This is a genomic window from Lentzea alba (genome assembly GCF_047445655.1).
Taxonomy (GTDB): domain Bacteria; phylum Actinomycetota; class Actinomycetes; order Mycobacteriales; family Pseudonocardiaceae; genus Lentzea; species Lentzea alba_A.
This window is the reverse complement of record NZ_JAJAEG010000002.1, coordinates 150,393-176,018: the sequence shown is the minus strand read 5'-3', so window position 1 is coordinate 176,018 and position 25,626 is coordinate 150,393. Positions and strand designations below refer to the sequence as shown.

The following is a 25,626-nucleotide window of genomic DNA, read 5'->3' as shown; positions in this document are numbered from 1 at the left end:
GGTTCACGCCGCGCACAGCCGGGTAACCGGGAGTGCATGAGCGACGTGCAGGACGAGCTGCTGAGGACGTTGACCAAGGTCGCCAACGCTCTGCGCAGCGCGCAGATCCCGTTCGCGTTGACGGGCGGGTGTGCCGGTTACGCGCGCGGTGGCCCTGCCAGTGAGCACGACGTCGATCTTCTTGTGCGCGAGCAGGACGCGACCGAGGCGGTGCGGGTGCTGGTGCAGCGCGGGCTGCGGGCAGCCGAGCCGCCGGAGGACTGGCTGTTGAAGGTCTACGACGGCGATTCGTTGGTGGACCTGCTGTTCCGGCCCAACGAGCGGCCGGTCACCGACGAGATCCTGGCGATGGCCGAGGAGATGCCGGTCGGATCGGTGATGCTGCCGGTGATGCCGGCGACGTTCGTGCTGAGCAGCAAGCTGCTGGTGCTGGACGGGCATCGCTGCGACTTCAGCGAGTTGCTGCCGTTCGCCCGTGCGCTGCGTGAACAGATCGACTGGGAACACGTGCGCGAGGAGACCAAGCACTCCCCGTACGCCGAAGCGTTCCTGGTCCTCATCGAACGCCTGGAGATCATCGGGAGAGGCAATGGAATCCGAGCAGTACCTCGCGGCAAACCTGCGTAGGGCAATGGCGGAGGACCCCAGAACGGCCGAGCTCGGTGTGCGAGTCACCGTGCGCGGTGATCACGTGATGCTCTCCGGCGATGTGGCGTGCGCGGACCGGCGCAAGGCGCTCGAAGAGGTGCTGCACGAGGCCGCGCCCGAGCTGACGATCTTCAACGACGTGCGCGTGACCCCGGCGGGCGAACCGGAGGGTGAGGAGGACCTGCGATGATCCGGATCGCCGCAGTCGGCGACGTGCATCTCGGTGAGGACATGCGCGGCAGGCTCCGGCCGGCCCTGGAGAAGGTCGGTGAGCACGCGGACGTGCTGCTGCTCGCCGGTGACCTGACCCGGCACGGCACGGTCAGCGAGGCCCAGGTCGTCGCCGACGAGTTCGCGGACCTCCCGGTGCCCGTCGTCGCCGTGCTCGGCAACCACGACCACCAGGACGACAAGCCGCTCGAAGTCACCAAGACGTTGCAGGACAAGGGTATTCACGTGCTCGAAGGCACGACCTTCGAAGCGCGGATCAACGGCTGCACGCTCGGCGTCGCAGGCGTGAAGGGGTTCGGCGGCGGGTTCGCGGGCAAGTGCGGGAGCGCGTTCGGTGAGCGCGAGATGAAGGCGTTCATCCAGCACACCTGTGACATCGCGGAGACCCTGGAGCAGGCACTGTCCGAACTGGACACCGACATCAAGGTCGCGCTGACGCACTACGCGCCGGTGCCGGACACGTTGCGCGGTGAGCCGCCGGAGATCTACCCGTTCCTCGGCTCGTACCTGCTCGGTGAGGCGATCGACGCCACCGGCACGCATCTGGCCATTCACGGGCACGCGCACTTCGGCATCGAGCAGGGCATGACACCGGGCGGAGTGCGGGTGCGCAACGTCGCACAGCCGATCATCCGGTCCGCCTACACCGTTTACGTGATGGAAGGTGCACACGCATGACCGTTGGAGACTTCATCGTCGGACGGTTGCGCGACTGGGGTGTCAAGCAGGTCTTCGCATATCCGGGTGACGGCATCAACGGGATCGTGGCCGCGTTCGGCAAGGCGGACAACGATCCCGCGTTCATCCAGACGCGGCACGAGGAGATGGCCGCGTTCGCCGCGGTCGGCTACGCGAAGTTCAGCGGTGACGTCGGCGTCTGCCTGGCGACGTCCGGCCCCGGTGCGATCCACCTCTTGAACGGCCTGTACGACGCGAAGCTCGACCACGTGCCGGTCGTCGCGATCGTGGGCCAGACCGCCCGCACCGCGCAGGGCGGCAGCTACCAGCAGGAAGTCGACCTGCACTCGTTGTTCCGGGACGTGGCCAGCTTCCTGGTCGACGTGAACGTGCCGGAGCAGCTGCCGAACGCGCTGGACCGGGCGATGCGCACGGCGGCGGCGGATCGCGCGCCGGCCGTGGTGATCATTCCGAACGACGTGCAGGAGCAGGACTACGAGGCGCCCAAGCACGAGTTCAAGTACATCCCGTCGAGCCCGCCGTCGCGTCCGTCGTCTCGTGCCGTGCCGGCCATCGACGAGGTGCGGCGCGCCGCCGAGGTGCTGAACAGCGGCTCGAAGGTCGCGATCCTGATCGGCCAGGGTGCTCGCGAGGCGGCCCCCGAACTGCGCGAGGTCGCCGAAACGCTCGGTGCGGGTGTCGCGAAGGCGTTGCTGGGCAAGGACGTCCTTCCCGACGACCTGCCGTTCGTGACCGGGTCGATCGGGCTGCTGGGCACCCGGCCCTCGTACGAGATGATGCGCGACTGCGACCGGCTGCTGATCGTCGGCTCGAACTTCCCGTACTCGCAGTACCTGCCGAAGTTCGGTGCCGCTCGGGGCGTGCAGATCGACGTCGACGGCCGCGCGATCGGCATGCGGTATCCGACCGAGGTCAACCTCGTCGGCGACGCGCGGGAGACGTTGCGAGCGCTGTTGCCGTTGCTGGAGCGCAAGAACGACCGCTCGTGGCGGGAGACGATCGAGTCGAACGTCGAGCGCTGGTGGGAGGTCGTGGAGCGGCAGGCAGCCGTGCCGGCCGACCCGGTCAACCCGATGCTGATCGTCTCGGAGCTGTCGAAACGTTTGCCCTCCAACGCGATCGTCACCGCGGACTCGGGTTCCGCGACGAACTGGTACGCGCGGCTGCTGCGGATTCAGGGCGGGGTGCGGTCCTCGTTGTCCGGAACCCTGGCCACGATGGGTTGCGCCGTCCCGTACGCGTTGGGCGCTGCTTTCGCTCAGCCCGGGCGGCCGTTGATCGCGCTGGTCGGCGACGGCGCGATGCAGATGAACGGCATGGCGGAGTTGTTGACGTTGAAGCGTTACGGCATCCGGTGCGTCGTGTGCGTGTTCCACAACAACGACCTCAACCAGGTCACGTGGGAGCTGCGCGCGATGGGCGGCGCGCCGAAGTTCGAGGAGTCGCAAACGCTTCCGGACATCTCGTACGCGGCGTTCGCGCGCTCGATCGGCCTGCAGGGCATCGAGGTCGACTCGCCGGACCAGCTGGGCGCCGCCTGGGACAGCGCGCTGGCGTCGGAGGGCACCGTCGTGCTCGACGTGCGCTGCGACCCGAACGTGCCGCCGATCCCGCCGCACGCGACGTTCGACCAGATCAAGGACATGACCGAGGCGGTGCTGCGCGGCGACCCCGACGCGTGGGACCTGATGCGCCGCGGTCTCAAGACCAAGATCCAGGAGTTGCTGCCGTGAAGCTCGGTTACTTCCTTTCCTCAGAAGAGCACGGCCCGCGAGACCTCGTCCAGCACGCGCGCCTGGCGCAGGAACACGGCTTCGAAGCGCTGTGGATCTCCGACCACTACCACCCGTGGAACGATGAACAGGGTCAGTCGCCGTTCGTGTGGGGCACGATCGGCGCGCTGTCCGAGACCGTGACCCTGCCGATCACGACGGCCGTCACCTGCCCGATCGTCCGCATCCACCCGGCGGTCATCGCGCAGGCCGCGGCCACGGCGGCGGTCCAGTGCGAGGGCCGCTTCGTGCTCGGCGTGGGCAGCGGCGAGGCGCTGAACGAACACGTGCTGGGCTCGCGCTGGCCGTCCGCCGACGTGCGCCTGGAGATGCTGGAGGAGGCGATCGGCCTCATCCGCACGCTGCACCAGGGCGACGAGGTCACCCACCACGGCAAGCACTACACGGTCGAGAACGCCCGCGTGTACACCGTGCCCGAACGTCCGGTGCCGATCTACGTCTCCGCGTTCGGCCCCAAGGCAGTCCAGCTGGCGGCCCGGTGCGGAGATGGCTACGTCTGCGTCGGCCCAGCCGGTGACCTGGTGAGGAAGTACCGCTCCGCGGGCGGGCGCGGGCCGGCCCAGAGCGGGCTCAAGGTCTGCTACGCGCAGTCCGAAGAGGACGGTGTCGCCACGGCGCACCGGCTGTGGCCCAACGACGGCCTGCCCGGCGAGCTCGCCCAGGTGCTGCCGACGCCTCGCCACTTCGAGCAGGCCTCCGAGCTCGTCACGCCGGAGATGATCCGCAAGGCGATCCCGTGCGGTCCGGATCCGGAGCGGTACGCGGAGAAGATCCGGGAGTTCGCCGAGGCCGGGTTCGACGAGGTCTACGTGCAGCAGATCGGGTCGAACCAGCAGGAGTTCTTCGAGTTCTGGGCGAAGGAAGTAGTGCCGCTGCTCGACGTTTGACCGTGAGTTCGCGGAGGGTATACGGGTCCTATGAGGAGGTTCCTGCGCGAGCGCAGCCTGTCGCTCGTTTTCGGCGGGCTCTTCCTCGCCGCGCTGGTCGGCCAGTTCTTCGCGGGCCACGCCGACTACAACGAGCGTCAGGCTGCGCTCGGGCAGCCGGTGCTGTCCCTCGGGGCGTATCTGTTCTCCGCAGACTTCCTGGTCGACGTCGTGGAGAACTGGCAGTCCGAGTACCTGCAGTTCTTCCTGTACGTCACGGCCACCGTCTGGCTGATCCAGCGCGGTTCGCCGGAGTCGAAACCGGCGGACAAGGCGGGCCTCGACACGGACAAGAACCAGCAGGTCGGCCGGTACACGAACGAGGACTCACCGAAGTGGGCGCGCGTGGGCGGCTGGCGGACCACGTTCTACTCGACCTCGCTCGGTCTTGTGATGCTGGCGTTGTTCCTGTTCTCGTGGACGATGCAGTGGATCGCGGGCTGGTACGCCAACAACTCCGACCCGCTGGCCGAGCAGACGGGGCTGTTCCAGTACTTCCTGAGCGCCGACTTCTGGAACCGGTCGCTGCAGAACTGGCAGTCCGAGTTCCTGGCGATCGCGTCGATGGCGATTCTCAGCGTGTACCTGCGGCAGCGCGGATCACCCGAGTCGAAGCCGGTGGGTGCAGCGCACTCGGTGAGCGACAGGTCAGGTTGATTCCACCCACTGCCGCCGCCACTCCGGCGCGTCGAACTTCTGGCTGTAGTACCGGGTGTCGCTCCGAATCCGCCCGTCCTCGTCCAGCTCCCACACGACGATGACGTGCCACACCTCGTCGCCGTAGTCGTTGACGCCCTCGACGACCCAGAACCGGCCGCTGCCCACCACCCGTCTCAGGCTGATCGTCGGCGGCTTCGGGAACGCCTCCTGCATCGCGCGCATGTTCTCCCTGCCGCGGATGCGTTCCCCCGACTGCGGCATCTCCATCACGTAGTCGGGTGACCGCAGCTCGTACTCGGACTGCGCGTCCAGGTCTCCGAACATCAGCTCGACACCCTCGCGCAACGCGTCGGCGTCATCGTCCGCCACGGCGCGGCGGAACAGCTCCAGGGCCGGGTTCATCAAAGAAGTCTGCTCCGGCCTGCCGCATCCGGCAGAATGACCGGCATGACCAACCGAAAGGGCCATGCCGCGTAGGCGCCCCGCTCCGGTCCGTGCCCGTCAGCCGCACGGACGACCGATCCGGCAAGTCTCCAGGGTGTCCGCACCCACGTTGCGTGCCATCGCCACGCTCGAACACACACCTGGCGCGATCGCCGAGGCCCTGAACGGCTGGACGCGGTTCGTGCACGGGCCGGCTCGGGCCATCGACGACTACGGGGAACATCCGCATCCGGACCTCTGCTGCCACCGCCACGACCCGGCCGACTGCCGCGCCGCACTCCACCTGGCCCTGATGTCCTTGCCCGCCAAGGCGGCCCGCGAGTTGCGTGCGCTCGTCAGGCCGCTCGACGAGCTGTTCCTGGCGCGCTCGATCCCCAGTCCGGGGCACGCCTACCTCCGCGGCCTCGTCGAATGAGAAAGCGCGGCGGGACAAGCGTCCCGCCGCGCTTCCATCAAGGCAGCGCGACCACCTTCTCGGGCCGTCGCCACCGCCCTAGGCGAGGATCTCGCCGACCGTGCCGGCGCCCACGGTCTTGCCGCCCTCGCGAATCGCGAAGCCGAGCCCGGTGTCCATCGCCACCGCCTTGCCCAGCTCCACCGTCACCTCGATCGTGTCGCCCGGCATAGCCCGGACCCCGTCCGGAAGCTCCACCACGCCGACGACGTCGCCGGTGCGGAAGTGGAACTGCGGGCGGTAGTTCGACGCGATACCGGTGTGCCTGCCGCCCTCGGCGTGCGACAGCAGGTACACGGACGCGCGGAACCGGGTGTGCGGCGCCACGCTGCCGGGCAGGGCCAGCACCTGGCCGCGCCTGACCTCGCCGCGGCGAACCCCGCGCAGCAGGACCGCGGCGTTGTCTCCCGCCTGGGCCTGTTGCATGGGCTTGCCGAACGTCTCGATGCCCGTGGCGACCGAGGTCACCGCGGCACCCAGACCGATCACCTCGACCGACGCGCCAACGCCGAGCACACCGCGCTCCACCGCACCCGTCACGACGGTGCCGCGACCGGTGATCGTCAGGACGTTCTCGATCGGCATCAAGAACGGGCCGGACAGATCACGTTCGGGCACCGGCACGTGCTGGTCCACCGCGTCGAGCAACGACACCACCGACTGCACCCACTCCGGGTCGCCCTGCAAAGCGCGCAGGCCGGAGACCCGGACCACCGGCGTGGCGTCGCCGTCGAAGCCGTACTGGGAGAGCAGGTCGCGGATCTCCAGCTCCACCAGGTCGAGCAGCTCCGGGTCGCTCACCGCGTCGGCCTTGTTCAGCGCCACCACGACAAAAGGCACGCCCACCCGGTGCGCCAGCACCACGTGCTCGCGCGTCTGCGGCATCGTGCCGTCCTCCGCGGACACCACCAGGATCGCACCGTCCAGCTGTGCCGCACCCGTGATCATGTTCTTCACGTAGTCGGCGTGGCCGGGCATGTCGACGTGCGCGTAGTGACGCGTGGGCGTCTCGTACTCGACGTGCGCGATGTTGATGGTGATGCCGCGGGCCAGCTCCTCCGGCGCGCGGTCGATGCGGTCGAACGCCGTGAAGGTGGTGCCCGAGGGGTCCATTTCGGACAGAACCTTGGTGATGGCCGCGGTCAGGGTGGTCTTGCCGTGGTCGACGTGACCCATGGTGCCGATGTTGAGGTGCGGCTTGGCGCGCACGAACTCCTGCTTCATTGCCCTAATTCCTCGAAAGAACAGCTGGAGGGTCAGAACCGATCGACTGCTACAACCCTCCTCCAGCGGTCCTGGAGGATGGACTGGAGAAGGGTCAGATTCGAGCGCCGGCCAGCTGTGCCGAGGCAACGGCGAGCGCGCCCGCAGGAACACCTGCGAACGTGTTGCACTCAGCCGTCAGGAACATGCCGATGATCGTGACAGAGTCAGAGATTCGCTGTCACGTGGTTTTCCGCCAGCCGGATCAACGCCCGTGCGGCCGGGCTGTGCGGACCCGAAGCACGCCACGCGAAGGCCAACCGGCTGGACGGAGATGGGTCGATCCGCACCGCGTGCAACCCCTCGGCCATCGACAACGCCAGGATCGCGGGCCCGAGCCCGCATTGCGCCAAGGTGATCACCATCGACGGCGCGGACGCCTCGAACGCGATCCGCGGCTGCCGCCCGCCACAGGCCGCGTCCAGCGCCCCGCGCAACCCGGTCCCCGGCGGCAGGCAGATCAACCCGCGCGACAGCAGCTCGTCCAATGACACGGATTCCCTGCCGTACCAAGGGTCTTCCGGAGCAACCGCGGCGACCAGAGGCTCGTCGGCCAGCACCCGCACCGACACCCCGTCCGGCTCGGACCCGGCGTACCCCACCAACGCGAAGTCCAGCTGACCGTCCAAAAGGGACGAGATCAACGCATCGGAGTTGGCTTCCACCAACGTGATTTCCACATCGGGATGCGAGGAGTGGAAGGACGACAGCAGCTCCGGCAGGTCCACGATCCCGCACGACACGACCATTCCGACGCGCACGACCCCGCGCACCAGCCCGGCCAGCTCTTCGACGGTCCGCCGCGCCGACTCCACCGAGGCCAGTGCTGCCCGCGCCAACGGCAGCACCGCCGCACCCACGTCGGTCAACGTCACGGTGCGCCCCGACCGGTCCAGGAGGTCGTGCCCGAGCTCGCGCTCCAGCCGCCGGATCTGCGCGCTGATCCCGGGCTGCGCGACGTGCACCCGCTCGGCGGCCCGCGTGAACGAAGCCTCCTCGACGACCGCGACGAAGTACTCAAGCTGGCGAAGCTCCATAACCAACGATTATAGAATCAAGCACAACCAGATCTTGGACATATAGAACCAGCTCAACCACGCTGAAGACATGCAGATCTTCCACCCCGGAGACCCCGGTTACGACGACGAACGCAGCGGCTTCCAGACCGGCAGGAAGCACGAACCGAGCGTGATCTTCGCCGTGGAGAACGCCCAGGACGTGCAAGAGGCCGTCACTTACGCGGAAACCCGCGACCTCGACCACGCCGTCCAAACCACCGGCCACGGCCTGACGACGGCGACCACCGGCGTCCTCATCTCCACCAAGCGCATGAACAAGGTCGAGATCGACCCGGCGACGAGGACCGCGAGAACAGAAGCAGGCGCGGTGTGGCAGCAGGTCATCGAGAAGGCCGCACGACACGGCCTCGCCCCGCTCAGCGGCGACGCGAGCGACGTCGGCGTCATCGGCTACACCCTCGGCGGCGGCTACAGCGTCCTCGCCCGCGAGTTCGGCTTCGCCCAGGACCGCGTCCGCGCCACCGACAAGATCGGGAACGTCATCACCGCGATGGAGTTCGAGCTCCTGCGCGTCGACGAGGTCCACGCGGGCGAGATGCACTTCGACGCCCAGCACGCCGAGGCGGTGTTCGACGCGTTCCACAAGTGGGACCTGCCCGACCACGTCACCACAACGATCACAACTCTCGGCGACGTCGTCAGGCTGACTTGCACGAGCACGAAACGGTTCGACATCGACCATCTCCGCGTAGCGCCACGTCTCAAAGACGAGTTCGCCCGCAAACCGTTCGCGGAAGCCGCCGGCGCCCCGCTGCCACCGCACACCTACAGCGGCGACAACGTGCTGCTGAGCGACCTCCCACTGGACGCCCTGCACCGCGCCCGGACCAAGGCCGAGAACGCCGGCGTGCCGATCTTCCTCAGCATCATGCCGCTGGGCGGGGTCCTCAACACCGAAGCCACCCACCTCCTCAAGCTGATCTCGCCGCAGCTGAACGTCGAGGAGCACTACGAAGAGGTCTTCGACGAGGTGCGGCCGTTCGTGCTCGGCAAGTCGCGGAACTTCAGGTACGCCGTAGGCTGAGTCATATGACCCGAGTGGTTCTCGTGGAGGACCACGACATGGTGGCCGAGGCGATCGGGCTGGCTCTGGAACGTGCCGGGATCGAGGTGATCGCCCGCTCGGTCACCGTGGCCGCGGCCCGCGCGGACACCCGCCGCGGCAAGCCCGACGTGGTACTCCTCGACCGCAGGCTGCCCGACGGTGACGGCACTGCGCTGATCCCGGAGTTCGTCGGCGACGGCGCCAAGGTGCTGGTGCTCACGGGTGAGGCGATGGCATCGGTCGCCGCGCGCGTTGCCGAGGCCGGTGCGGCCGGGCTGATCCTCAAGACGGCACGGCTGGACGAGCTCGTCGAAGCGGTTCGCAGGGTCGCGGCAGGCGAGGTGGTCTTCGAAGCCAAGCTGCTCGCCGGCGTGCTGGACCGGCTGACCGGCAGGGTCAAGGTCGCCGGCGCCACCCTCACCGCGCGGGAGCAGGAGACGTTGCTGCTGCTCGCGGACGGTGCGGGCACCGACCAGATCTCCACCAGCCTGGGCGTCGCCCGCAACACCGCGCGCAACCACGTGCAGCGCGTTCTGGACAAGCTCGGCGCGCGGTCGAAGCTGGAGGCGGTGTCCATCGCTCGCCGCGAGGGCCTGCTCGACTGATGCAGCTGCACTAGACGGCTTGGGTTACCTGCGTCTGCACGCCTCAACGCCGTTGGGTCACTGTTCTTCTGTGGCCACGAGTTCGCTCACCGAAGCGGTGTTCTCCCTCCCGGAGCACGATCGCGGCGGCGTGGCACTCGCCCGCTTCTTCGCCCGGCGCACCGCGCAGAACTGCGACTACCTCGGCAACCACGACGACGTCGTGCTGGTCGTCAACGAGCTCGCCACCAACGCCGTCTCCCACGGCAGCGGCCGCCCGCTCGTGCGCATCACCGGAGGCCAGGGCCGGGTGCTGGTCGAGGTCTCCGACGACAACGCCACCTGGGTCGAGCCGCGCGGCAGCGGCTGGGGGTTGCAGCTCGTCGCCCAGCTAGGCGCGAGCTGGGGCGTGACAGAACGCGGTGATCAGAAGGTCGTCTGGTGTGAGTTGACGGCGTAGCCCCCATGATGAGGCTGTGCAGCGCGAAGAGTCCGAGTTGTTCCGGCTGCTCGTGCAGGGCGTCCGGGACTACGGGATCTTCATGCTCGACCCCGGCGGTCACATCGTGAGCTGGAACGCCGGTGCCGAGCGGATCAAGGGTTACACCGCCGACGAGATCATCGGGCGGCACTTCTCCACGTTCTACCCGCCGGAGGACGTCCAGGCCGACAAGCCCGGCTGGGAGCTGCGGGTCGCGAGGGCCGAAGGCGCGCTGGAGGACGAGGGCTGGCGGGTGCGCAAGGACGGCACCCGGTTCTGGGCGAACGTGATCATCACCGCCCTCTACGACGACACCGGCGAGCTGCGCGGGTTCGGCAAGGTCACCAGGGACATGACCGAGCGGCGGCGCGCCGAGCAGCAGCTCACCGACCGGCGCCGGCTGCTCGCCCACCTCGTCGAGGCGCAGGAGCGGGAACGCCAGCGCATCGCGTGGGACGTCCACGACGACACGATCCAGGCCATGGTCGCCGTCGACATGCGACTGCAGCTGCTCGCCCGCAAGCTGCCGGAGGAGCACCGCGAGGTCGTCGAGCAGCTCGACGACGCGGTGCGCGACTCGATCAGGAGGCTGCGCAACCTGGTGTTCCGCGTCCGCCCGCCCGGGATCGACCGGCAGGGCCTGCGCGAGTCGCTGATCATCTACCTCACCGACACCGGCATGCACGGCGAGGTCAGCGGCTCGTTCGAACGCGAGCCCGGCGACGACGCGGCCATCACGATCTTCCGTGTCTGCCAGGAGGCGCTGACCAACGTCCGCAAGCACGCGCACGCTTCGTCGGTCGCACTTGATCTGTCCACAGTGGACAGGGGATTCCTGGTGCGGGTGACCGACGACGGTGTCGGCCTGCCCGACCTCGACCCCAACGCCGGTCACTTCGGCCTCATCGAGATGCGGGAACGCGCGGAGGGCGCGGGCGGGTGGTGCACCGTGAGCAGGGGCGGCAACGGGGGCACGGTGGTGGAGTTCTGGCTTCCGGACGTTCGGCCGTGACCGTCAGGATCCTGATCGCCGACGACGATCCGCTCATCAGGGACATCCTCCGGGACGTCCTCGACGACGAACCGGACCTGGAGGTCGTCGCGGTCGCCTCCGACGCCCGCGAGGCGGTCGAGCTGGCCGAACGCCACGCGCCCGCAGTGGTCGTGCTCGACGTCCGGATGCCGCACGGTGGCGGGTCACACGCTGCGACCGAGATCTTGCAGCGTGCGCCCGGCACGCGAATTCTCGCGTTCTCCGCGTACACCGATCCGGGCGCGGTGGATGAGATGCGTCGCGCCGGCGTGACGGACTACCTGGCCAAAGGCGTGCGCAACACCGAACTGGTCGCCGCGGTCAGGCGGCTGGGCGTCCAACAGGTTGTGGTGTGGAAGGAACCGCCGTAACGTCGATGGGGTAGGCCGGGTTCAGCAGTGTGCTCGGAGTCCGGGCAACGTGTGCTTCGGCCACCGGGGAGTGCTGGTGTGAACGAAGATCAGTTCAAGGAATCACCACTGCTCACGGTGCGTGCCGCAGATGTCGCCGGCGTGGTGGTCGTCGCGGTGGAAGGTGAGATCGACGTCGACACGGCCGATGTCGTGCTGGACGCGTTGCGTCTCGGCTTCGAGTCCGGTGGTGCCGCGGTGGTCGCCGATCTCACGGCGGTCAGCTTCTTCGGCTCGACCGGCATCTCCACGCTGATCACGGCCCACGAGCTCGCCGAGGGGCACGGCATCGTTCTCCACGTCGTGGCACCCCAGCGCGCCGTGAAGAGACCGTTGCAGGTCACGGGCGTCGCCGACGTGCTGTCGCTGCACGACTCGGTCGACCACGCCCTGTCCGCCCTGCAGCAGACCTCCTGAGACCTGTTAGCCGGCGAGTTCGACGAGCTTCGGCACGACGTCGTCCGGGTGCGGCATGTCCGCGATCTCGGCCGCGATGCCGGCGACGGCGGTGCGGACGCCGGAGTCCTGCAGGATCTTCAGGGCGGCCTCGTAGGTGGCGTCCGAGGTGAACTGCTCGCCCACGAGCTGCGCGCCGAGTCCGGCCGCGACCACGGTGTCGGCGTTGCGGAACTGGTCCGCGCCCTGCGGCAGCACGAGCTGCGGCACCCCGAGCGTCATCCCGCTGACCGTCGTGCCGCTGCCGCCGTGGTGCACGACGAGATCTGCGTGCGCGAGCAGATCCGCCTGAGGCACCCACGGCAGGACGTGCACGTTGGCCGGGACGTCGGCGATCAGCGAGGCCTCGACCAGCGGCCCGGTGGCGACCAGGACCTCGGCGTCCAACCGGGACAGACCGGCGATCGCGGTCTTGATCAGTTCGATTCCGGCGAACGCCGTGCCGAACGTCAGGTACACGAGCGGCCTGCGGTGTTCACTCACCCAACCGGGCAATTCCGCCGGTTCGGCGAACGGCACCGGGCGCAGTGGAATGCGCTCGACGTCCTTCAAATACGCCAGGTCCTGCAAAGACGGCGGGAAGATGTCCAGATAAGGTGATCCGAGACCGTAATGCTGCCCATTCGGCACACTGATGCCGAGTTCGTCCAGATATCCGAGCAGCAGTTCGACCATTGGTGGCGGCACCATCGACTCGTCGACCTTGCCGAAGCCGTGGCAGACGACCGGAATGCCGGCCTGCATCGCCGCGATGCCGGCACCGGGGTTGATGATCTCGAAGACGACCAGGTCAGGCTTGTTCCGCTCCAGCACCGGCGCAAGATCCTCGGCGTACTTGCGGGGCAGCAGCGAACCAAAGGCGTCGACGGCGGTCTGCCGCAACATCTCGCGCTTGAACTCCGGCGTGCCGTGCAGGTCGTTGGCGAGTTTGAATGCGTCACCGATGCTCATGCCCGCGTCGACGACTCCGAAACCCAGATTTCGCACCGGTTCCTGCAAACCCGGGTCGACGGCGTAGGTGATGTCGTGTCCCTGCTCGCGGGCGGCGATCGCGAGCGGGAGTAACGGATACATGTGTCCGTGCGAGCCTAAGCTCGAGAAGAGAATGCGCACCGAACCACGATAGGTGCTCTTTTATTTCAGCGGTGCTACTTTCTCCCACCGCTGCACGACCTCCGCGGGCGTCGGCATGGTGGCCATCTCGTCGCGCACCTCGCCTGCCGCGCGCTGCAGCTTCGAGTCCTCGATCAGTCGCGTGAGCAGCTCCGGCGTGACGTCTCGCGGACCCGCCGCGAGCCCGGCTCCGCGCGCCGTGACCAGGTTGGCGTGCACGGTCCGATCGCCGGGTCCCGGCTCGACCAGCTGCGGCACCCCGGCCGCCAGCGCGCCGAGCAACGTCCCCGCGCCGCCGTGGTGCACGATCCCGTCGCAGAACGGCAGCACGCGCGGGATCGGCACCCACCCGACCGTCCTGACGTTGTCCGGCAGGCCTTCCGCGCGTTCCGGCCGCACCAGCACGAACTCGGCGTCGACGTGGGGCGCTGCCTTGACCACGGCCGCCATCATCCGGCCCGCACCGGGACCGGGGGCCGTGCTGCGGCTGACCAGGATGCGCGGCTTGCCGCTGGGTTCGGCGAGCCACCGCGGCACCTCACCGTCACCGCTGTAGGAGACGAACCGCATCAGCCGGCCGCCCAGGAACTCCGCGAGGCTCGGCGGCGCGGTGCGCAGAATCGTGAGGGGAGGAGGCACGTGGGCCTTCATCCGCGCGCCGACCGCGGCCGTCAGGTCCAGCCCGTCGAACAGCGACACGTCGTGGATGATCGACGGCACCCTCAGCGCGGATCCCGCGGCCGCCAGCGGTTCGTGCACCACGACGTCCGGCTTCCACTTCGCGGCAAGCGCTTGCAGCGGTGCGGTCATCGCGTCGCCGACCGTGCCGAACAACCTCGACACGAAGTCCAGCCTCCCGCTGCCCCGCAACTCCCGCCTGGCCACCAGCGGATGCCTGAGCATGATCCGCAACGCGATCGGTCCGAACCGGACGTTCGCCGGCACCACGTCCTCGACGTGCAGCCCGGAGTCACGCACCCGCAGCGCCTCGCCGCCGGTCGCCACCACGACGTCGTGCCCCGCCTCGCGCAACGCCAACGCGAGCGGCATCAACGGGAACACGTGCCCCAGCAACGGCGCAGCAACCACAAGAACGCGCATACCCCCAGGCTAACCGCGCTTTTCCAGGTGTGGCGGGGATTCCCAGGAGCCTCTAAGGCTCGACCAGCCGCCGCACCGCGTCCTCGACGGTCCGCCGCCGCACCACGTGATCCGAACAGCTGGCCGCGTTCGACCACATCGACGCGATGGCCAGCACGAGCACCAGCACCTGCTCGGCGGTGAAGCGGTTCGACACGAGTCCCTGCGCCTGCGCCGCCCGGATCGCCTCGATCTCCGCGGCCCGGCTGACCCGCCCCGGCCGTTCCAGCCGGCACCAGGTGGCGAGCCGGGCGAACTCCGGGTGCTCGTGCTGCCGTTCGTACAGCCGGGCGGCGTATCCTGGCAGGTCAAGAGCGTCGAACTGCACGAACGCCGCGTCCACCACCTCGGACTGCACGGCGTCGAAGAGCTCTTCCTTGCCGCCGTAGTAGGTGTAGGCGAGGCCTGCTGAACACCCGGCGATCCGCGCGATGCGTTCCATCCGCGCGCCGGCGATCCCGTAGGCCGCGAACTCGACGAACGCGGCGTCCAGCAACCGGCGGCGGGTCTGTTCCCGATCGCGGGTGGCCATGTCGATCAGGTTATGGCGAAGGGCCGCACTCCTTGAAGAGTGCGGCCCTAGAACCGGTACAGGACTTACTTGGCCATGTCGAACCAGTTGAAGCCCTCGACCATCTGACGCGTGGTGTCACTGATGTAGCGCGGGCCGGAGAGCTCCCAGCGCTGCACGTAGCGGTACGTGCCCGGCTGCAGCGACTCGTCCTCGCGGGTGTTCTCGTCGTCCTTGACCGGGACGTACTCGTAGATGTTCTTCCGGACCAGGTACACGTCGAGGGACTCGTACTGCGACTGCGTGTGGAGGTAGTCGCCCTGGCCGCTGTCCAGCGCACGTCCGGGGTCGGCGAGCTTCAGCTGGACCGTGGTGTTGTTGAACGTGCCGGACGCGGCGACGACCGTGACGATGTGGCCGCCGCTGCGCTGCAGCGAACCGGCCTGCGGGCCGTCCTTGTAGCGGCCGTACACCAGCTGCAGCGGGCCCTTGTCCAGCCGCTTCGCGAGCTCACCGGCGAAGTCGATCTGTTCGTTGGTGCTGACGACACCGCGGCTGGTGGTCCAGCCCGCGTCGCGGGCGGGCTTGGTGGCGATGTCCCACGCGGTGCGCAGGTTGGTGAGGCTGGTGCCGCCGTCGTACTTCGCGTCGACACCGATCCGCCAGATCGAGTTGGTGATGACGTTGTAGTCGCTCTGGGCCATCGGGTTGAGGTTGCCGACCTTGGTGGTCAGCCAGCCGACCGGGGCGTTCTTCTCGTGACCCCAGTAGTGCAGGACGTTGTACAACGACGCGGGGCCGCAGTAGGCGTTGCCGTTGTTCTCCAGACCGGCGCGGAACTGGTCCACATCGCTCACGCCGCACTTGCGGACGTTGAACACCGGGCCGACCAGGTCGGAGGCGCCGACGCACGGGGCCGGCTGACCGGCGATCGGGTTCGCGAGGGCGGTTGCGGGGGTGAGGACGGCCGTGAGGACGGCGGCGGTGAGCAGAGCATTGCGGATCATTTCGGCTTCTCCTTTCTTGTTCACTCAGCTCACTTGGCCATGTCGAACCAGTTGAAGCCCTCGACCATCTGACGGGTCGTGTCGCTGACGTAGCGCGGGCCGGTGAGCTCCCAGCGCGTCACCCACTTGTAGGTGCCCGGCTCCATCGACTCGTCCTCGGCCGTGTTCTCGTCGTCCTTGGCGGGCGAGTACTGCTGGAACGCGCGCCTGGTCAGCGTGACGTCGAGCGCCTCGTAGTCGGACTGCGTCTGCAGGTAGTCAGGGGTCTTGTTGTGGTCCCACGCGCGGCCCGGGTCGGCCAGCTTCAGCTGGATGGTGTTGCCGCCGAACGAGCCGGTGGCGGACACGACCGTGACGATGTGGCCACCGCTGCGCTGCAACGCGTAGGCGCCGGGAGCGTCCTTGTAGCGGCCGTACACGAGCTGCAGGGGTCCCTCGTTCAGCTTGCGGGCGAGCTCACCGGCGAAGTCCGGGTTCTCGAGCGTGCTGACGACACCCCGGGAGGTCTGCCAGCCGGCGTCACGGGCGGGCTTCGTGGCGTTGTCCCACGCGGTGCGCAGGTTCGTCAGGTTGGTGGCGCCGTTGTACTTGGCGTCGAAGCCGATCTTGGCGATCGCGGCGGTGTTGAGGTCGTAGTCGCTCTGGTCCTGCGGGTCGATGTCACCGACCCGCGTAGGCCCCCACCCGATCGGGGCGCCCTTCACGTGCGCCCAGTAGTGCAGGACGTTGTAGAGCGAGGTCGGGCCGCAGTAGGCGTTGCCGTTGTTGTCCAGGTTGACGCGGAACTGGTCCACATCGCTCACGCCGCACTTGCGGACGTTGAAGTCCGGACCGGTGAGGTCGGAGGCGTTCACGCACGGGGCCGGACCACCCGAGATCGGGTCCGCGTTGGCCGCGGGGGCGACGATGGCGGTGAGAGCGGCGGCGGCGAGCAGAGCGTTGCGGATCATTTCGGTTCCCCTTCGAGATCTTGTGTTCCCCTGTGGTGACACAAGATTCGCCGGGGTGAACCCCCAAAGGCATGAGGGACGACCCCTCAACCTCTGCAGCCGAAAGTTGGGTGTATCAGGACCACCCCCACGTGCGTCTGTATTAGGCGAGCACGCGCGCCAGATCGCGTCTACCTGCGATTCCGAGCTTCGTGTAGATCCGGCCGAGGTGATTCTCGACCGTCTTGGGCGTCACGAACAGCTCCTGCGCGATCTCCCTGTTCGCCCGGCCCGCCGCCGCGAGATCGGCGACCCGGCGTTCGGACGCCGTCAGAGCCTCCGCACCGATCGTGATCTGCCTGCGCGGCCGGTCGCCCAAAGCTTCCAACGCCTCGACCGCGCGCGTCCGCAGCACCGCCGAGCCGCACTCCCCGGCGAGGTCGATGGCCCGGTGCAACGGCTCCCGCGCGTCGGTCCGGCGTCGCGCGACTCGCAGCGTCTCGCCCAGGTCCACGAGCGAGCGGGCGAGCTCCAACCGGGACGGTGAGCCTTCGAGGACCGAGACGGACTCGGTCAGCAGCTCCAGCCGTGACTCGGGACAGGCGTGCGCGAGCAGCCGCAGCGCCGCGCCGACCTCGGTCGCCGCGCCCCACTTCCGCGCCACGCCCAGCTGTTGATTTGCCAGTTCGGCAGCGGGTTCGCCGAGCTGCAGCAACGCCCGCACGGCCACCCCGCGCCACGGGATCGTCGGCGGATCCACCTGCACGGCCGCCATCGCGTCGCGCTGCCGGTACGCCTCCTCCAACGCCCGTGAGGCGTCGCCGCGGGCCAGCGCGATCAGGCCGCGCACCTCGTGCAGCCAGATCGTCGGCATCATCGGGGGAGCGCCGTTGAGGTCGAACGCGTCCATCGCCGCCTGGGCCGCGTCGACGTCACCGCGTTCCAGCGCCGCGTAGGCCGCGAAGTGCGTCGAGGTCGCCCGGAGGCCGATCACCTGCGACACCGGGTCCTCCTGCGCGATGGCCGCCAGCGCGCCCTCCGCCTCGGCCTCGACGACCTGCATGTTGCCGCAGCGCCAGTTCAGGAACTGCGAGGCGTTGGTGACCATCGCGAACTCGACGGGCGAGCCGTGCGCCCGCACCTTCAGCCGGGCCCGCTCGATCTCGCGCCGCGCCGTGTCGACGCCGTCCGCGGCCATCAGCGCGAGCAACGCCACCAGCCACGCCACCATCGCGTCCGTGCTGCCGGTCGCGTCGTCGAGGTACGCGCCGTTCGCCAGCGCACGCGTCGCCGTCGCCGCCACCTCGTCGTGCGGCCACACCTCGTAACGCCCCATCTGCGCGAGGAGGCCGAGCAACGTGCGTTCGTCCGGCGTGCCGCCCGCGAGGTTCGCGTAGCCGCTGAGGTGTGCCGACGAGGTCTGCCGCTGGTCCGGCAGGAACGACCGGAACACCGCCAGCCGCGCCTCCAGGTGCAGCCGCGACTCGCCGTCCGGCCGCTTGGCGATGGCCTCCGTCAGCTCGTCGATCGCCGCCGCCGGTCCCTCGATCGCGGCCGTCGCAGATGCTGCCGCCGCAACGAGTTCCGCATCCGGCAACCCTTCCGCCGCGGCCTTCAGGTGCCGGTGCGCGTTGATCGCGTCGCCGGTCCGCAGCAGTGCCCGCCCGAGTTCGGCTCTCAGCGCCGCGTCTCCCGGCCGTTCTTCCACGGCTCGCGCGAGATGTGCGGCGGCGGTCTGCGGGTCGCCCGCGGCCATCAGCGCGGCTGCGGCCTTCCTGAGCACGTCGGCCGCGTTCGGGAGCGTCCCTTTAGGAGCGTGCACGAGGTGAGCCGCCACCCTGTCGGCCGGCGCGTGCGTCTCCCACAACTTCGTCGCAGCGCGCGCGTGCAGCGAGGCGCGCGCGATCGGCCCGAGGCCGTTCAACACCGCTTCGCGCACAACGGGATGCACGTACTCCAGGTACTCCCCGGTGACGATCACGTTCGCCGCGGCCAACGCCTCGACCGCGGCGGGCAGGTCCTTGACCTCGGCCAGAGACGCCGCCTGCCACGGATCGGCCTGCGACCCGAGCACCGCGACCGCGCCGGCGAGCGCCACGGCCTCCGCGGGCAGCCGGCCGAGCGCGGCCCGGAACACGGTGCTGGGCCCGAGCCCGCCGATCCGCTGGGCCGTGGCTTCGTCGTCGAGTGGCAACCCGAGCGCACGAAGCTCGTCGACCAACAGTCCCGTGAGGAACGGGTTGCCGTCGCTCGCCGCGTGCAGTGCGGTGATCACGTCTGGATGCCCGCCGACCATCGCACGCAGGGCCTCCGTCGTGAGCGGACGGGGCAGCAGCCGGTCCGCCGACACGCTGAGCTGCGCGAGCGGCCCGGCGTTGTCCGCGGGCGGCCGGGTCGCGACGACCAGCGCGATCGGCAGGTCCGAGATCCGCCGCGACAGGTAGACGAGGAACTGCAACGACGACAGGTCCGCCCAGTGCGCGTCGTCGACCGTGATCAGCAGCGGGCGGGTGGCGGAGAGATCCACCGCCACCCACCACAGCGAGTGCAACGTGCGAGCCAGCTCGGCCTCGCTCGGGTCGTGCGCGGCGTCGTCCAACGCCTTCAGTGCCGCCCCGGACGGCCCGGCCAGGATCTTCTCGCGGATCTCGCCGGAGTACCGCGACACCGACCGCTCGACCATCTGCCGGACGACGCCCCACGCCATCGCGCTCTCCAGCGCGTCGCCCACTGCTTGCAAACGCCCGAAGCCGCGCTCTTTGGCCAGCTCACGGCACTCGTGCACGAGCCTGGTCTTGCCGATCCCGGCACGGCCCTCGATGACGACGACGCGACCCTCACCACGGGTGGCTGCGTCGAGAGCTTCACGGATGTGCGCGATCTCGTCGTCTCGTTCAAGTGGTTCGCGCACGAATTGATCGTAGCGGCCGTTCGGCGGGCTACATGCTGGTCATCGGCTGCGCAAAGGGGCGACTTGATGCTCCATTAGCGTGAACTGGATCAGTAGGAGCACTGATCTGCGGGCGCACCCGGAGACCCCGGCGGGAACGGCGCGGGCCCACCGTCGAAGAACGCGGTGATCCGCGCCTTCACCTTCTCCGGGTCCCAGTTCCCGTTGGGACGCGTCTCGGGCCCCATGGCCTGGGGATGGGGGAGGGTTGCGGTCCGCAGCTCCACACCGTTGCGGAACCGTTCGGCGAACCCCACCACGTCCCAGGTCGGGTCCGGGTGCACCGACTCCGCCGCCTTCTCGAGGAACGGGCCGACGTTGTCGTGGTCGAGCTTCGCGAAGAGCCCCGTGATGAACGATCTGCCGCCGGAGACCACCGGTGTCGAGTCCATGAGGCTCCACTGCTGCTGGTGGTCGAGGTACCTGCCCACGTCCGCACCGGAGATCGTGTGCTCACCCGGCCCGAACGCCATCTCGTAGCCGTCCGGCACCCCGCCGGGGATCGGCTTGATGCACACGTCGACACCGCCGACGACCTCCGCGAGGTCGCCGAGCGACGCCGTGGTGATCGCCGCGTAGTGGTCGGGAAGGATGCCGGTCACCTCGTGGACGCGCTGGAGCAGGTCCTCCGGGCGGTCCATGTGCGGCTCGAGGATCTCGCTGTCGCGCTTGCGCGGGTCGACCCTCCTGGCGAGGTCGAACCTCGGCAGGTTGACCGCGGCGAGCGCACCGTCGAGGCCGGCCCGCACGAGCACGACGTCCTTCACCAGGCCGCTGTCGTCGGTGCGCGTGACCAGCACCGTTTCCGGTCGTTGGTGCTCGGCCGGGGTCGCGGTCGAACTGCTGTCGAGGGTCGTCGGGAGGATCACGGCCGTCGCGGCGGCCGCGACGGTCAGGCCGACGACGCCGAAGATGGTGCCGGTCGAACTCCGGCGCTTCTTTTGCAGCTCGGCCAGCACGACGCGGGAGTCCACCGCCTCGGCCGCCTCGGCCGCGATGGCCTGCCGGATCAGCTTTTCCTGGTCGGTCACGACTGCACCCCCGTTGCATGCGCGAGTTCGTTGGCGCGCAAGGTTTGGAGCGCGCGAGAGAGTTGACTTCGCACGGTGGATTCCGTGCAGCCGAGGACTTCGGCGATCTGCGCGTCGGTGCAGTCCTCGTAGTAGCGCAGCACGAGCGCGGCCCGTTGCTTGCGCGGCAGCACGGCGATCCGCGCGCGCATGGCGTCCCGTTCGGCGTGTGCGTCGGTCTGGTCGGCGACGGACGGCGCGTGCTGGGCGAGGTCGGCGTGCGCCAGCGAGATGGTCTTGGCGGCTTTGAGTCTTCGCCACGACAGGTAGTCGTTCGTCACCATGCGCTTGAGGTAGAGATATGGCGCTTCCATCGCGCCGATGCGGTCCCACCGGTGCTGCGCGCGCAGCAGCACGTCTTGCACGATGTCCTGCGCGAGATACTTGTCGCAGGTCACCGCCGTGGCATACGCCAGCAGCCGATCGATCCGATCGGCCACGAACTGCTCGAAGCCGTCCCCCACGACGTCTCCTTCTGGTTGGTTGAGCAGGTAACCCTCCAAGCCCCCCGTTTTGCTGCATGGGACCGCAAATGTCTCGGTTCGGACGGATTTGGGCATGAAGCCTTTTCACGTTCACGTCCGTGGGTGAGCCTTCACGCCATGCGCATCATCCCTGCACTCGCGCTGTTGTCGCTGCTGCTCGTGCCGGCCCAAGCCGAGGCGGCGCCCAACGGCTCCTACTACCTGCAAAGCGCCGTGACCGGCCAGAACGCGGCCGTGTCCGGCTCCACCGTGGTCCAGCACCGCCCCAAGGGCAACGAGGACCGCCAGCAGTTCACCTGGAACGGCAGCACGCTCTCCGAGGGCGGCCAGTGCCTCGGCAGATCAGGCGACGCGGCTGTGATGCTCGCCTGCACGAGCGCCGACGCCCAGTGGGTCGCCACGCTCGACGACCAGGACCGCTACCGGCTGAAGGACCCGGGCTCGGCGCGCTACCTGATCGCGTCCGGCACCGACCAGGTCCGCGTCGGCACCGGCAACGACACGTGGTTCCTCACGCCGGTCAACCCGGTTCGCGTCCAGACCCCCGCCGACCCGCGCCTGGACGAGGTCACGTTCCTGACCTCCCACAACGCCTACGCGAACGGCGTGGACGGCGGCTTCACGTTCGGCAACATCGCCCCGAACCAGTCCCGCGGCATCGTGCAGCAGCTCAACGACGGCGTCCGCGGCTTCATGCTCGACATCCACCAGACGTCCGACGGCGCGATCCTCTGCCACAACAGCTGCACGTTCGTCAGCCGCCCGGTCGCCCTGAGCGTGGACATCCAGCGGATCGTCGACTTCCTGAAGTCACGCCCGACCGAGATCGTCACCGTGTTCCTGGAGGACTACGTCTCCGCCGACGTGTTGCGTGCGTCGTTGGCCTCGGTCAACGGCCTCAACGACGTGCTCTACCGCGCCGAGGGCGTGCGGGAGAACGGCTGGCCGACGTTGTCGCAGATGAGGGCCAACGGCAAGCGTTTGCTCATCTTCACCGACCACAGCCCGGACGGCCGCGAGAACTCCGGCGTGCTCTACCAGCGCGACTGGACCGTCGAGAACTACTGGTCGATGGGCGCGGGATCCGGCACCTCGGACTGGTCCTGCTACTCGCGCTGGAGCAAGCCCCTCACCGCCACGGAAGCCAACTTCCGCCCGTTGTTCGTGATGAACCACTTCCGCGACGTCCCGATGGAGGGCACGGTCGCGACCGACAACTCCAAGGCCGTCAACCGCGCTCAGCGCTTCTGCGAGCCCGCGGCCCGCAAGACCCCGAACTACCTGGCCGTCGACTTCTACCACCTGAACACGCCGTCACTGCCGAACGAACGCCACCCGTCCGGCTCCGGATCCGTTGAGCTCAAAGCAGCTTCAACGCTGTGCCTGGACAACAACTCCGGCGGCACCGCCAACGGCAATCCGGTGCAGATCTGGACGTGCAACAACTCCTACGCGCAGAAGTGGCGCGTCGTGGCGGACGGCACCATCGCGACCGCCGGCAAGTGCCTCGACGTGAACGGCAGCGGCACCACCAACGGCACGATCGTCCAACTGTGGGAGTGCAACGGCACCGGCGCACAGCAGTGGCGCGTGCGGTCGGACGGTTCCGTGCAGAACCCGCAGTCCGGGCTGTGCCTGGACAACCCCGGTGGGGCGACCACTCCGGGCACGCGCCTGAACATCTGGACCTGCAACGGTTCCGCCGCCCAAGCTTGGAAGTTCCGTTAGGGCTTGCGAGCGACTCCGACGTAGACGTCCTCCGGGCCACCTTCTCCGGCCGGGCCGAGTTCCGGGTGCCACGACGGCGCCGGCACGACGCCCGGCTGGAGGATCTCCAAGCCCGCGAACATCGGCTCGAACGCGGATCGCGAACGGAAGTACATCGGGTCGCGGCTGTGCTTCATGGCCTCGACGACCGCGCCCATCTCGGCGGGCTTGAAGTCCGCGGTCAGGTGCGACAGCGCGATCAGGCTGCCGGGCGGCATGGCGTCGCGGTAGCGGGCGACGACCTCGGCCGGGCCCTTCTCGTCCGACACGAAGTGCAGCACGGCGACCATGAGCAGGCCGACCGGCTTGGAGAAGTCGATCAGGTCCTTCACCACCGGGTCGGCGAGGACGTCGTCGGGCTGGCACATGTCCGCCTGCACGATGCCGGCGTTGTCGTTGCCCTCCAGGATGAGCTGGCTGTGCGAGACCGCGACCTCGTCGTAGTCCACGTACACGACGCGTGCGTCCGGGTTTTCCGCTTGCACGATCTCGTGCACGTTGCCGACCGTCGGGATGCCCGAGCCGAGGTCGAGGAACTGGTCGATGCCCTGCTCCATCATCAACAGGACCGCACGGCGCATGAACGAGCGGTTCGACGACGCGATCGCACGGCCGTCGCGCAGGACCTGCAGCACCTTCTCGCCGACCATGCGGTCCGACGCGAAGTTGTGGCCACCTCCCAACAGGAAGTCGTAGACGCGCGCCGCGCTGGGCACGTCCGTGTTGATCCCTGCGGGCACCCACGAAAAAGGCTCGGCCATGTCGCAGAACCTACCTGGATGCGCGCACGCGTGTATCGGCCCGGATCGGGTGAAAACGTCAACCACGGCGTGCGGAACGGGCGGAGATCTGCTCCACCAGCACGGATGCGCCGGCCGCGCGGGCTTCCTGGTCCAGCCACCGCAGTTGGTCCTGGGCCCGCGCCGACCGCAGGACGCGTGCCTCCACCACCGCTTCCACGCCGCGTTCGGAGGCGGCGGCCAGGTCGCCGAGCGCGAGATGGTTGCGGGCCAAGGCGATCAGCGCGAGCACGCGGGCGCGGAGGCGGTGCCCGTCGTATGCGTCGACCTTCGTGGTGAGTGCGGCGACGGCCAAAGAAGGATCACTCAGTTCTCGACGGTCGGCCCACGAGTTGTGCTCCGCCACGGATCCGAGCTGGAACGCCTTCAGTGCGTCGTCAGGTGCGTTGTGGTGCAGGAACATCCGGCCCGCGCGGGTCAGCACCGAGGCGATCAGCGCCTCGTTCTCCGCCTGCCGGGCCAGCGTCAGCGCGCGCGAGAAGTGGGGCAGCGCGGCGCCGGGCTGTCCGCTGTCGAACGCGGTCCAGCCCGCCAGCTCGTGCACCTCGGCGACAGCGGTCCACAGTGCGGTATCACCGACCACGATGTACGGCTCGACCCGAGCGAGGTGCGTCAACACCGCACTGTGGCAGGCGATTCCGCCGTAGCGCCGGTCCAGCGTCCGCAACGCGGCGGTGCGCGCCCGGACGTCGGCGGGCTCGATTCGGCCTGAAGGGACCGACGCGGGCAGCCAGTCGAAGGTCGGCGCGCCCACCATGACCCGGGCCGCGTGCTCCAGGAACCGTTGGCGTTCCTCGGAGTTGTCGCGAATCAGCTCCACGGCCTCGGGGAACCCGTCGAGCACGGCCAGCCCGCACCACCCCTTGGCCTCCGCGTGCTCGCCGAGCGCGAGCAACACCCGCGCCAGCCGCAGGGCGGCGTCACCGAGGCGCAGGTCGGCGACGACCCGGAAGCGCACGGCGGCCTCACGCAGGTTCCCGGTGCGTTCCAGCGCGTCGCCCTCCCAGTAGAGCTGTTCGGTCGCCTCGTCCAACTCGTGCTGGGCCAGCAGCTCGTCACTCGTCATCGGAACCTCCGAGAATCCGCCGCAGCTCATCGCGGCCACGAGAGAGATGCGTCCGCACGGTCGACTCGCCGACCAGCAGCACCGAGGCGATCTCGGTGACCGAGTAGCCGAGCAGGTGGTGCAACGCCACCGCCTCGCGATGCCTGGGGGAGAGCTGCCGCAGTGCGGAATGCACCGCTTCCACGTCGTGCACCTGTTGCGTGAACTCGGGCACCGAGGCCAGCGGTGTCTCGAACTGCTGCTTCTGCTGCCACCGGCGCATGAGCCGTATCGCGACCTTCAGCACCCACGCCTCGGGCTTGTCGTACGAGCTGATGTCGTCCCAGCGGTGCTGTGCGATCAGCAACGCATCCTGTGCCACGTCCTCGACCACGCGGGTGTCGCCGGTCAGCGCCGTGAGCGTTCTCGTCACCACCGGCAGGCACGTGCGGAAGAACTCGGCGAAGCCCTGATCCGGCTCCGGTGTGCTCAACGGCCTTCCCCTTCAGCGTCCGCTCGTGCCCTTCACCGCCCGAAGGCGACCTTCACCGGTTACAGGCGTTGAAACGAGGAAAGGCTGAGCCCAATGCACAGATTCACCCG

General features: G+C 68.8%; 28 protein-coding genes. 14 read left to right on the top strand and 14 right to left on the bottom strand.

The genetic code is table 11. From position 1 onward, the window contains the following. Window positions 1-36: 36 nt before the first annotated feature. Genes LFM09_RS03840 through LFM09_RS03815 form a run of 6 tightly spaced genes read left to right on the top strand, consistent with a single transcriptional unit; the run spans window position 37 to window position 4,954 of the window. On the top strand, window positions 37-627 hold the full coding sequence (locus tag LFM09_RS03840) for a nucleotidyltransferase family protein (RefSeq protein ID WP_414094837.1): 591 nt from the start codon (window positions 37-39) through the stop codon (window positions 625-627). Continuing rightward, a complete protein-coding gene (locus LFM09_RS03835; protein ID WP_414094836.1) occupies window positions 590-838 on the top strand; it encodes a BON domain-containing protein in 249 nt (82 codons plus the stop codon). The genes LFM09_RS03840 and LFM09_RS03835 overlap by 38 nt, the downstream gene beginning before the upstream one ends. Then, entirely contained in the window at window positions 835-1,557 is a 723-nt protein-coding gene (locus LFM09_RS03830) for a metallophosphoesterase family protein (RefSeq protein WP_414094835.1), read from the top strand. Before LFM09_RS03835 ends, LFM09_RS03830 begins: the two co-directional genes overlap by 4 nt. Then, the gene (locus tag LFM09_RS03825; RefSeq protein ID WP_414094834.1) at window positions 1,554-3,311 is read left to right on the top strand and encodes a thiamine pyrophosphate-requiring protein; all 1,758 of its coding nucleotides are present in this window, start codon (window positions 1,554-1,556) and stop codon (window positions 3,309-3,311) included. The genes LFM09_RS03830 and LFM09_RS03825 overlap by 4 nt, the downstream gene beginning before the upstream one ends. Beyond that, window positions 3,308-4,258: a TIGR03557 family F420-dependent LLM class oxidoreductase gene (locus LFM09_RS03820; protein ID WP_414094833.1), complete on the top strand. Its 951-nt coding sequence runs from the start codon at window positions 3,308-3,310 to the stop codon at window positions 4,256-4,258. The genes LFM09_RS03825 and LFM09_RS03820 overlap by 4 nt, the downstream gene beginning before the upstream one ends. A 30-nt stretch (window positions 4,259-4,288) precedes the next feature. Further along, complete coding sequence (locus tag LFM09_RS03815) at window positions 4,289-4,954, top strand: DUF6766 family protein (RefSeq protein WP_414094832.1); 666 nt, start codon at window positions 4,289-4,291, stop codon at window positions 4,952-4,954. On the opposite strand, the gene LFM09_RS03810 is transcribed toward LFM09_RS03815, so the two are convergent. Next, window positions 4,946-5,359, bottom strand: a complete 414-nt coding sequence (locus LFM09_RS03810; protein WP_414094831.1) for a hypothetical protein — start codon at window positions 5,357-5,359, stop codon at window positions 4,946-4,948. The genes LFM09_RS03815 and LFM09_RS03810 overlap by 9 nt on opposite strands. A 136-nt stretch (window positions 5,360-5,495) precedes the next feature. Between LFM09_RS03810 and LFM09_RS03805 the strand changes: the two genes are divergently transcribed. Beyond that, the gene (locus tag LFM09_RS03805; protein ID WP_414094830.1) at window positions 5,496-5,816 is read left to right on the top strand and encodes a hypothetical protein; all 321 of its coding nucleotides are present in this window, start codon (window positions 5,496-5,498) and stop codon (window positions 5,814-5,816) included. 78 nt (window positions 5,817-5,894) lie between these two features. Here the strand turns inward: LFM09_RS03805 and tuf are convergent, their stop codons facing one another. Together tuf and LFM09_RS03795 are read right to left on the bottom strand one after the other, a co-directional pair. Continuing rightward, on the bottom strand, window positions 5,895-7,079 hold the full coding sequence (tuf, locus tag LFM09_RS03800; RefSeq protein WP_414094829.1) for an elongation factor Tu: 1,185 nt from the start codon (window positions 7,077-7,079) through the stop codon (window positions 5,895-5,897). A gap of 206 nt (window positions 7,080-7,285) precedes the next feature. Beyond that, on the bottom strand, window positions 7,286-8,155 hold the full coding sequence (locus LFM09_RS03795) for a LysR family transcriptional regulator (protein ID WP_414094828.1): 870 nt from the start codon (window positions 8,153-8,155) through the stop codon (window positions 7,286-7,288). Between the two features lie 70 nt (window positions 8,156-8,225). Here LFM09_RS03795 and LFM09_RS03790 point away from each other — a divergent pair, with 70 nt between their 5' ends. The 6 genes from LFM09_RS03790 (at window position 8,226) to LFM09_RS03765 (ending at window position 12,167) form a co-directional block, all read left to right on the top strand. Next, the gene (locus LFM09_RS03790) at window positions 8,226-9,221 is read left to right on the top strand and encodes an FAD-binding oxidoreductase (RefSeq protein WP_414094827.1); all 996 of its coding nucleotides are present in this window, start codon (window positions 8,226-8,228) and stop codon (window positions 9,219-9,221) included. A 5-nt stretch (window positions 9,222-9,226) separates the two neighbouring features. Further along, window positions 9,227-9,847, top strand: a complete 621-nt coding sequence (locus tag LFM09_RS03785) for a response regulator transcription factor (RefSeq protein WP_414094826.1) — start codon at window positions 9,227-9,229, stop codon at window positions 9,845-9,847. Window positions 9,848-9,917: 70 nt separating this feature from the next. Then, window positions 9,918-10,286: an ATP-binding protein gene (locus LFM09_RS03780; protein ID WP_414094825.1), complete on the top strand. Its 369-nt coding sequence runs from the start codon at window positions 9,918-9,920 to the stop codon at window positions 10,284-10,286. 16 nt (window positions 10,287-10,302) lie between these two features. After that, complete coding sequence (locus tag LFM09_RS03775; RefSeq protein WP_414094824.1) at window positions 10,303-11,319, top strand: PAS domain S-box protein; 1,017 nt, start codon at window positions 10,303-10,305, stop codon at window positions 11,317-11,319. Then, window positions 11,316-11,711: a response regulator transcription factor gene (locus LFM09_RS03770; protein ID WP_414094823.1), complete on the top strand. Its 396-nt coding sequence runs from the start codon at window positions 11,316-11,318 to the stop codon at window positions 11,709-11,711. Before LFM09_RS03775 ends, LFM09_RS03770 begins: the two co-directional genes overlap by 4 nt. A 78-nt stretch (window positions 11,712-11,789) precedes the next feature. Further along, window positions 11,790-12,167 (top strand): STAS domain-containing protein, encoded by a 378-nt coding sequence (locus LFM09_RS03765; protein WP_414094822.1) that lies wholly within the window; start codon window positions 11,790-11,792, stop codon window positions 12,165-12,167. A 6-nt stretch (window positions 12,168-12,173) separates the two neighbouring features. Here LFM09_RS03765 and LFM09_RS03760 read toward each other — a convergent pair whose 3' ends face one another. From LFM09_RS03760 to LFM09_RS03725, 8 genes are all read right to left on the bottom strand, one after another. Further along, window positions 12,174-13,280 (bottom strand): glycosyltransferase, encoded by a 1,107-nt coding sequence (locus LFM09_RS03760; RefSeq protein ID WP_414094821.1) that lies wholly within the window; start codon window positions 13,278-13,280, stop codon window positions 12,174-12,176. A gap of 60 nt (window positions 13,281-13,340) precedes the next feature. Next, on the bottom strand, window positions 13,341-14,420 hold the full coding sequence (locus tag LFM09_RS03755) for a nucleotide disphospho-sugar-binding domain-containing protein (protein ID WP_414094820.1): 1,080 nt from the start codon (window positions 14,418-14,420) through the stop codon (window positions 13,341-13,343). Between the two features lie 52 nt (window positions 14,421-14,472). Further along, window positions 14,473-14,991 (bottom strand): TetR family transcriptional regulator, encoded by a 519-nt coding sequence (locus LFM09_RS03750; RefSeq protein ID WP_414094819.1) that lies wholly within the window; start codon window positions 14,989-14,991, stop codon window positions 14,473-14,475. 65 nt (window positions 14,992-15,056) lie between these two features. Continuing rightward, entirely contained in the window at window positions 15,057-15,977 is a 921-nt protein-coding gene (locus tag LFM09_RS03745) for a hypothetical protein (protein WP_414094818.1), read from the bottom strand. Between the two features lie 29 nt (window positions 15,978-16,006). Then, window positions 16,007-16,927, bottom strand: a complete 921-nt coding sequence (locus tag LFM09_RS03740; protein WP_414094817.1) for a hypothetical protein — start codon at window positions 16,925-16,927, stop codon at window positions 16,007-16,009. 142 nt (window positions 16,928-17,069) lie between these two features. After that, window positions 17,070-19,817, bottom strand: coding sequence for an AAA family ATPase (locus LFM09_RS03735; protein ID WP_414094816.1), 2,748 nt, complete (start codon window positions 19,815-19,817; stop codon window positions 17,070-17,072). A gap of 89 nt (window positions 19,818-19,906) precedes the next feature. After that, window positions 19,907-20,887, bottom strand: a complete 981-nt coding sequence (locus LFM09_RS03730; protein ID WP_414094815.1) for an LCP family protein — start codon at window positions 20,885-20,887, stop codon at window positions 19,907-19,909. Next, window positions 20,884-21,390 (bottom strand): SigE family RNA polymerase sigma factor, encoded by a 507-nt coding sequence (locus LFM09_RS03725; protein WP_414094814.1) that lies wholly within the window; start codon window positions 21,388-21,390, stop codon window positions 20,884-20,886. The genes LFM09_RS03730 and LFM09_RS03725 overlap by 4 nt, the downstream gene beginning before the upstream one ends. 138 nt (window positions 21,391-21,528) lie before the next feature. On the opposite strand from LFM09_RS03725, the gene LFM09_RS03720 reads away from it, so the two are divergent. Then, window positions 21,529-23,139: an RICIN domain-containing protein gene (locus LFM09_RS03720; protein ID WP_414094813.1), complete on the top strand. Its 1,611-nt coding sequence runs from the start codon at window positions 21,529-21,531 to the stop codon at window positions 23,137-23,139. Here the strand turns inward: LFM09_RS03720 and LFM09_RS03715 are convergent. The 3 genes from LFM09_RS03715 to LFM09_RS03705 are packed head-to-tail and all read right to left on the bottom strand — an operon-like array spanning window position 23,136 to window position 25,516. After that, a complete protein-coding gene (locus LFM09_RS03715) occupies window positions 23,136-23,939 on the bottom strand; it encodes an SAM-dependent methyltransferase (protein ID WP_414094812.1) in 804 nt (267 codons plus the stop codon). The two genes, LFM09_RS03720 and LFM09_RS03715, sit on opposite strands and share 4 nt — an antisense overlap. A 58-nt stretch (window positions 23,940-23,997) precedes the next feature. Further along, complete coding sequence (locus LFM09_RS03710) at window positions 23,998-25,044, bottom strand: hypothetical protein (RefSeq protein ID WP_414094811.1); 1,047 nt, start codon at window positions 25,042-25,044, stop codon at window positions 23,998-24,000. After that, a complete protein-coding gene (locus LFM09_RS03705; RefSeq protein WP_414094810.1) occupies window positions 25,034-25,516 on the bottom strand; it encodes a sigma-70 family RNA polymerase sigma factor in 483 nt (160 codons plus the stop codon). The genes LFM09_RS03710 and LFM09_RS03705 overlap by 11 nt, the downstream gene beginning before the upstream one ends. Window positions 25,517-25,626: the final 110 nt, after the last annotated feature.

Coding starts and splice junctions, on each gene's coding strand:
- LFM09_RS03720 (WP_414094813.1), top strand. CDS start 21,529: ATGCGCATCATCCCTGCACTCGCGCTGTTGTCGCTGCTGCTCGTGCCG.
- LFM09_RS03810 (WP_414094831.1), bottom strand. CDS start 5,359: ATGAACCCGGCCCTGGAGCTGTTCCGCCGCGCCGTGGCGGACGATGAC.
- LFM09_RS03830 (WP_414094835.1), top strand. CDS start 835: ATGATCCGGATCGCCGCAGTCGGCGACGTGCATCTCGGTGAGGACATG.
- LFM09_RS03750 (WP_414094819.1), bottom strand. CDS start 14,991: ATGGCCACCCGCGATCGGGAACAGACCCGCCGCCGGTTGCTGGACGCC.
- LFM09_RS03790 (WP_414094827.1), top strand. CDS start 8,226: ATGCAGATCTTCCACCCCGGAGACCCCGGTTACGACGACGAACGCAGC.
- LFM09_RS03825 (WP_414094834.1), top strand. CDS start 1,554: ATGACCGTTGGAGACTTCATCGTCGGACGGTTGCGCGACTGGGGTGTC.
- tuf (WP_414094829.1), bottom strand. CDS start 7,079: ATGAAGCAGGAGTTCGTGCGCGCCAAGCCGCACCTCAACATCGGCACC.
- LFM09_RS03840 (WP_414094837.1), top strand. CDS start 37: ATGAGCGACGTGCAGGACGAGCTGCTGAGGACGTTGACCAAGGTCGCC.
- LFM09_RS03710 (WP_414094811.1), bottom strand. CDS start 25,044: ATGACGAGTGACGAGCTGCTGGCCCAGCACGAGTTGGACGAGGCGACC.
- LFM09_RS03835 (WP_414094836.1), top strand. CDS start 590: ATGGAATCCGAGCAGTACCTCGCGGCAAACCTGCGTAGGGCAATGGCG.
- LFM09_RS03785 (WP_414094826.1), top strand. CDS start 9,227: ATGACCCGAGTGGTTCTCGTGGAGGACCACGACATGGTGGCCGAGGCG.
- LFM09_RS03795 (WP_414094828.1), bottom strand. CDS start 8,155: ATGGAGCTTCGCCAGCTTGAGTACTTCGTCGCGGTCGTCGAGGAGGCT.
- LFM09_RS03715 (WP_414094812.1), bottom strand. CDS start 23,939: ATGGCCGAGCCTTTTTCGTGGGTGCCCGCAGGGATCAACACGGACGTG.
- LFM09_RS03815 (WP_414094832.1), top strand. CDS start 4,289: ATGAGGAGGTTCCTGCGCGAGCGCAGCCTGTCGCTCGTTTTCGGCGGG.
- LFM09_RS03755 (WP_414094820.1), bottom strand. CDS start 14,420: ATGCGCGTTCTTGTGGTTGCTGCGCCGTTGCTGGGGCACGTGTTCCCG.
- LFM09_RS03740 (WP_414094817.1), bottom strand. CDS start 16,927: ATGATCCGCAACGCTCTGCTCGCCGCCGCCGCTCTCACCGCCATCGTC.
- LFM09_RS03760 (WP_414094821.1), bottom strand. CDS start 13,280: ATGTATCCGTTACTCCCGCTCGCGATCGCCGCCCGCGAGCAGGGACAC.
- LFM09_RS03745 (WP_414094818.1), bottom strand. CDS start 15,977: ATGATCCGCAATGCTCTGCTCACCGCCGCCGTCCTCACGGCCGTCCTC.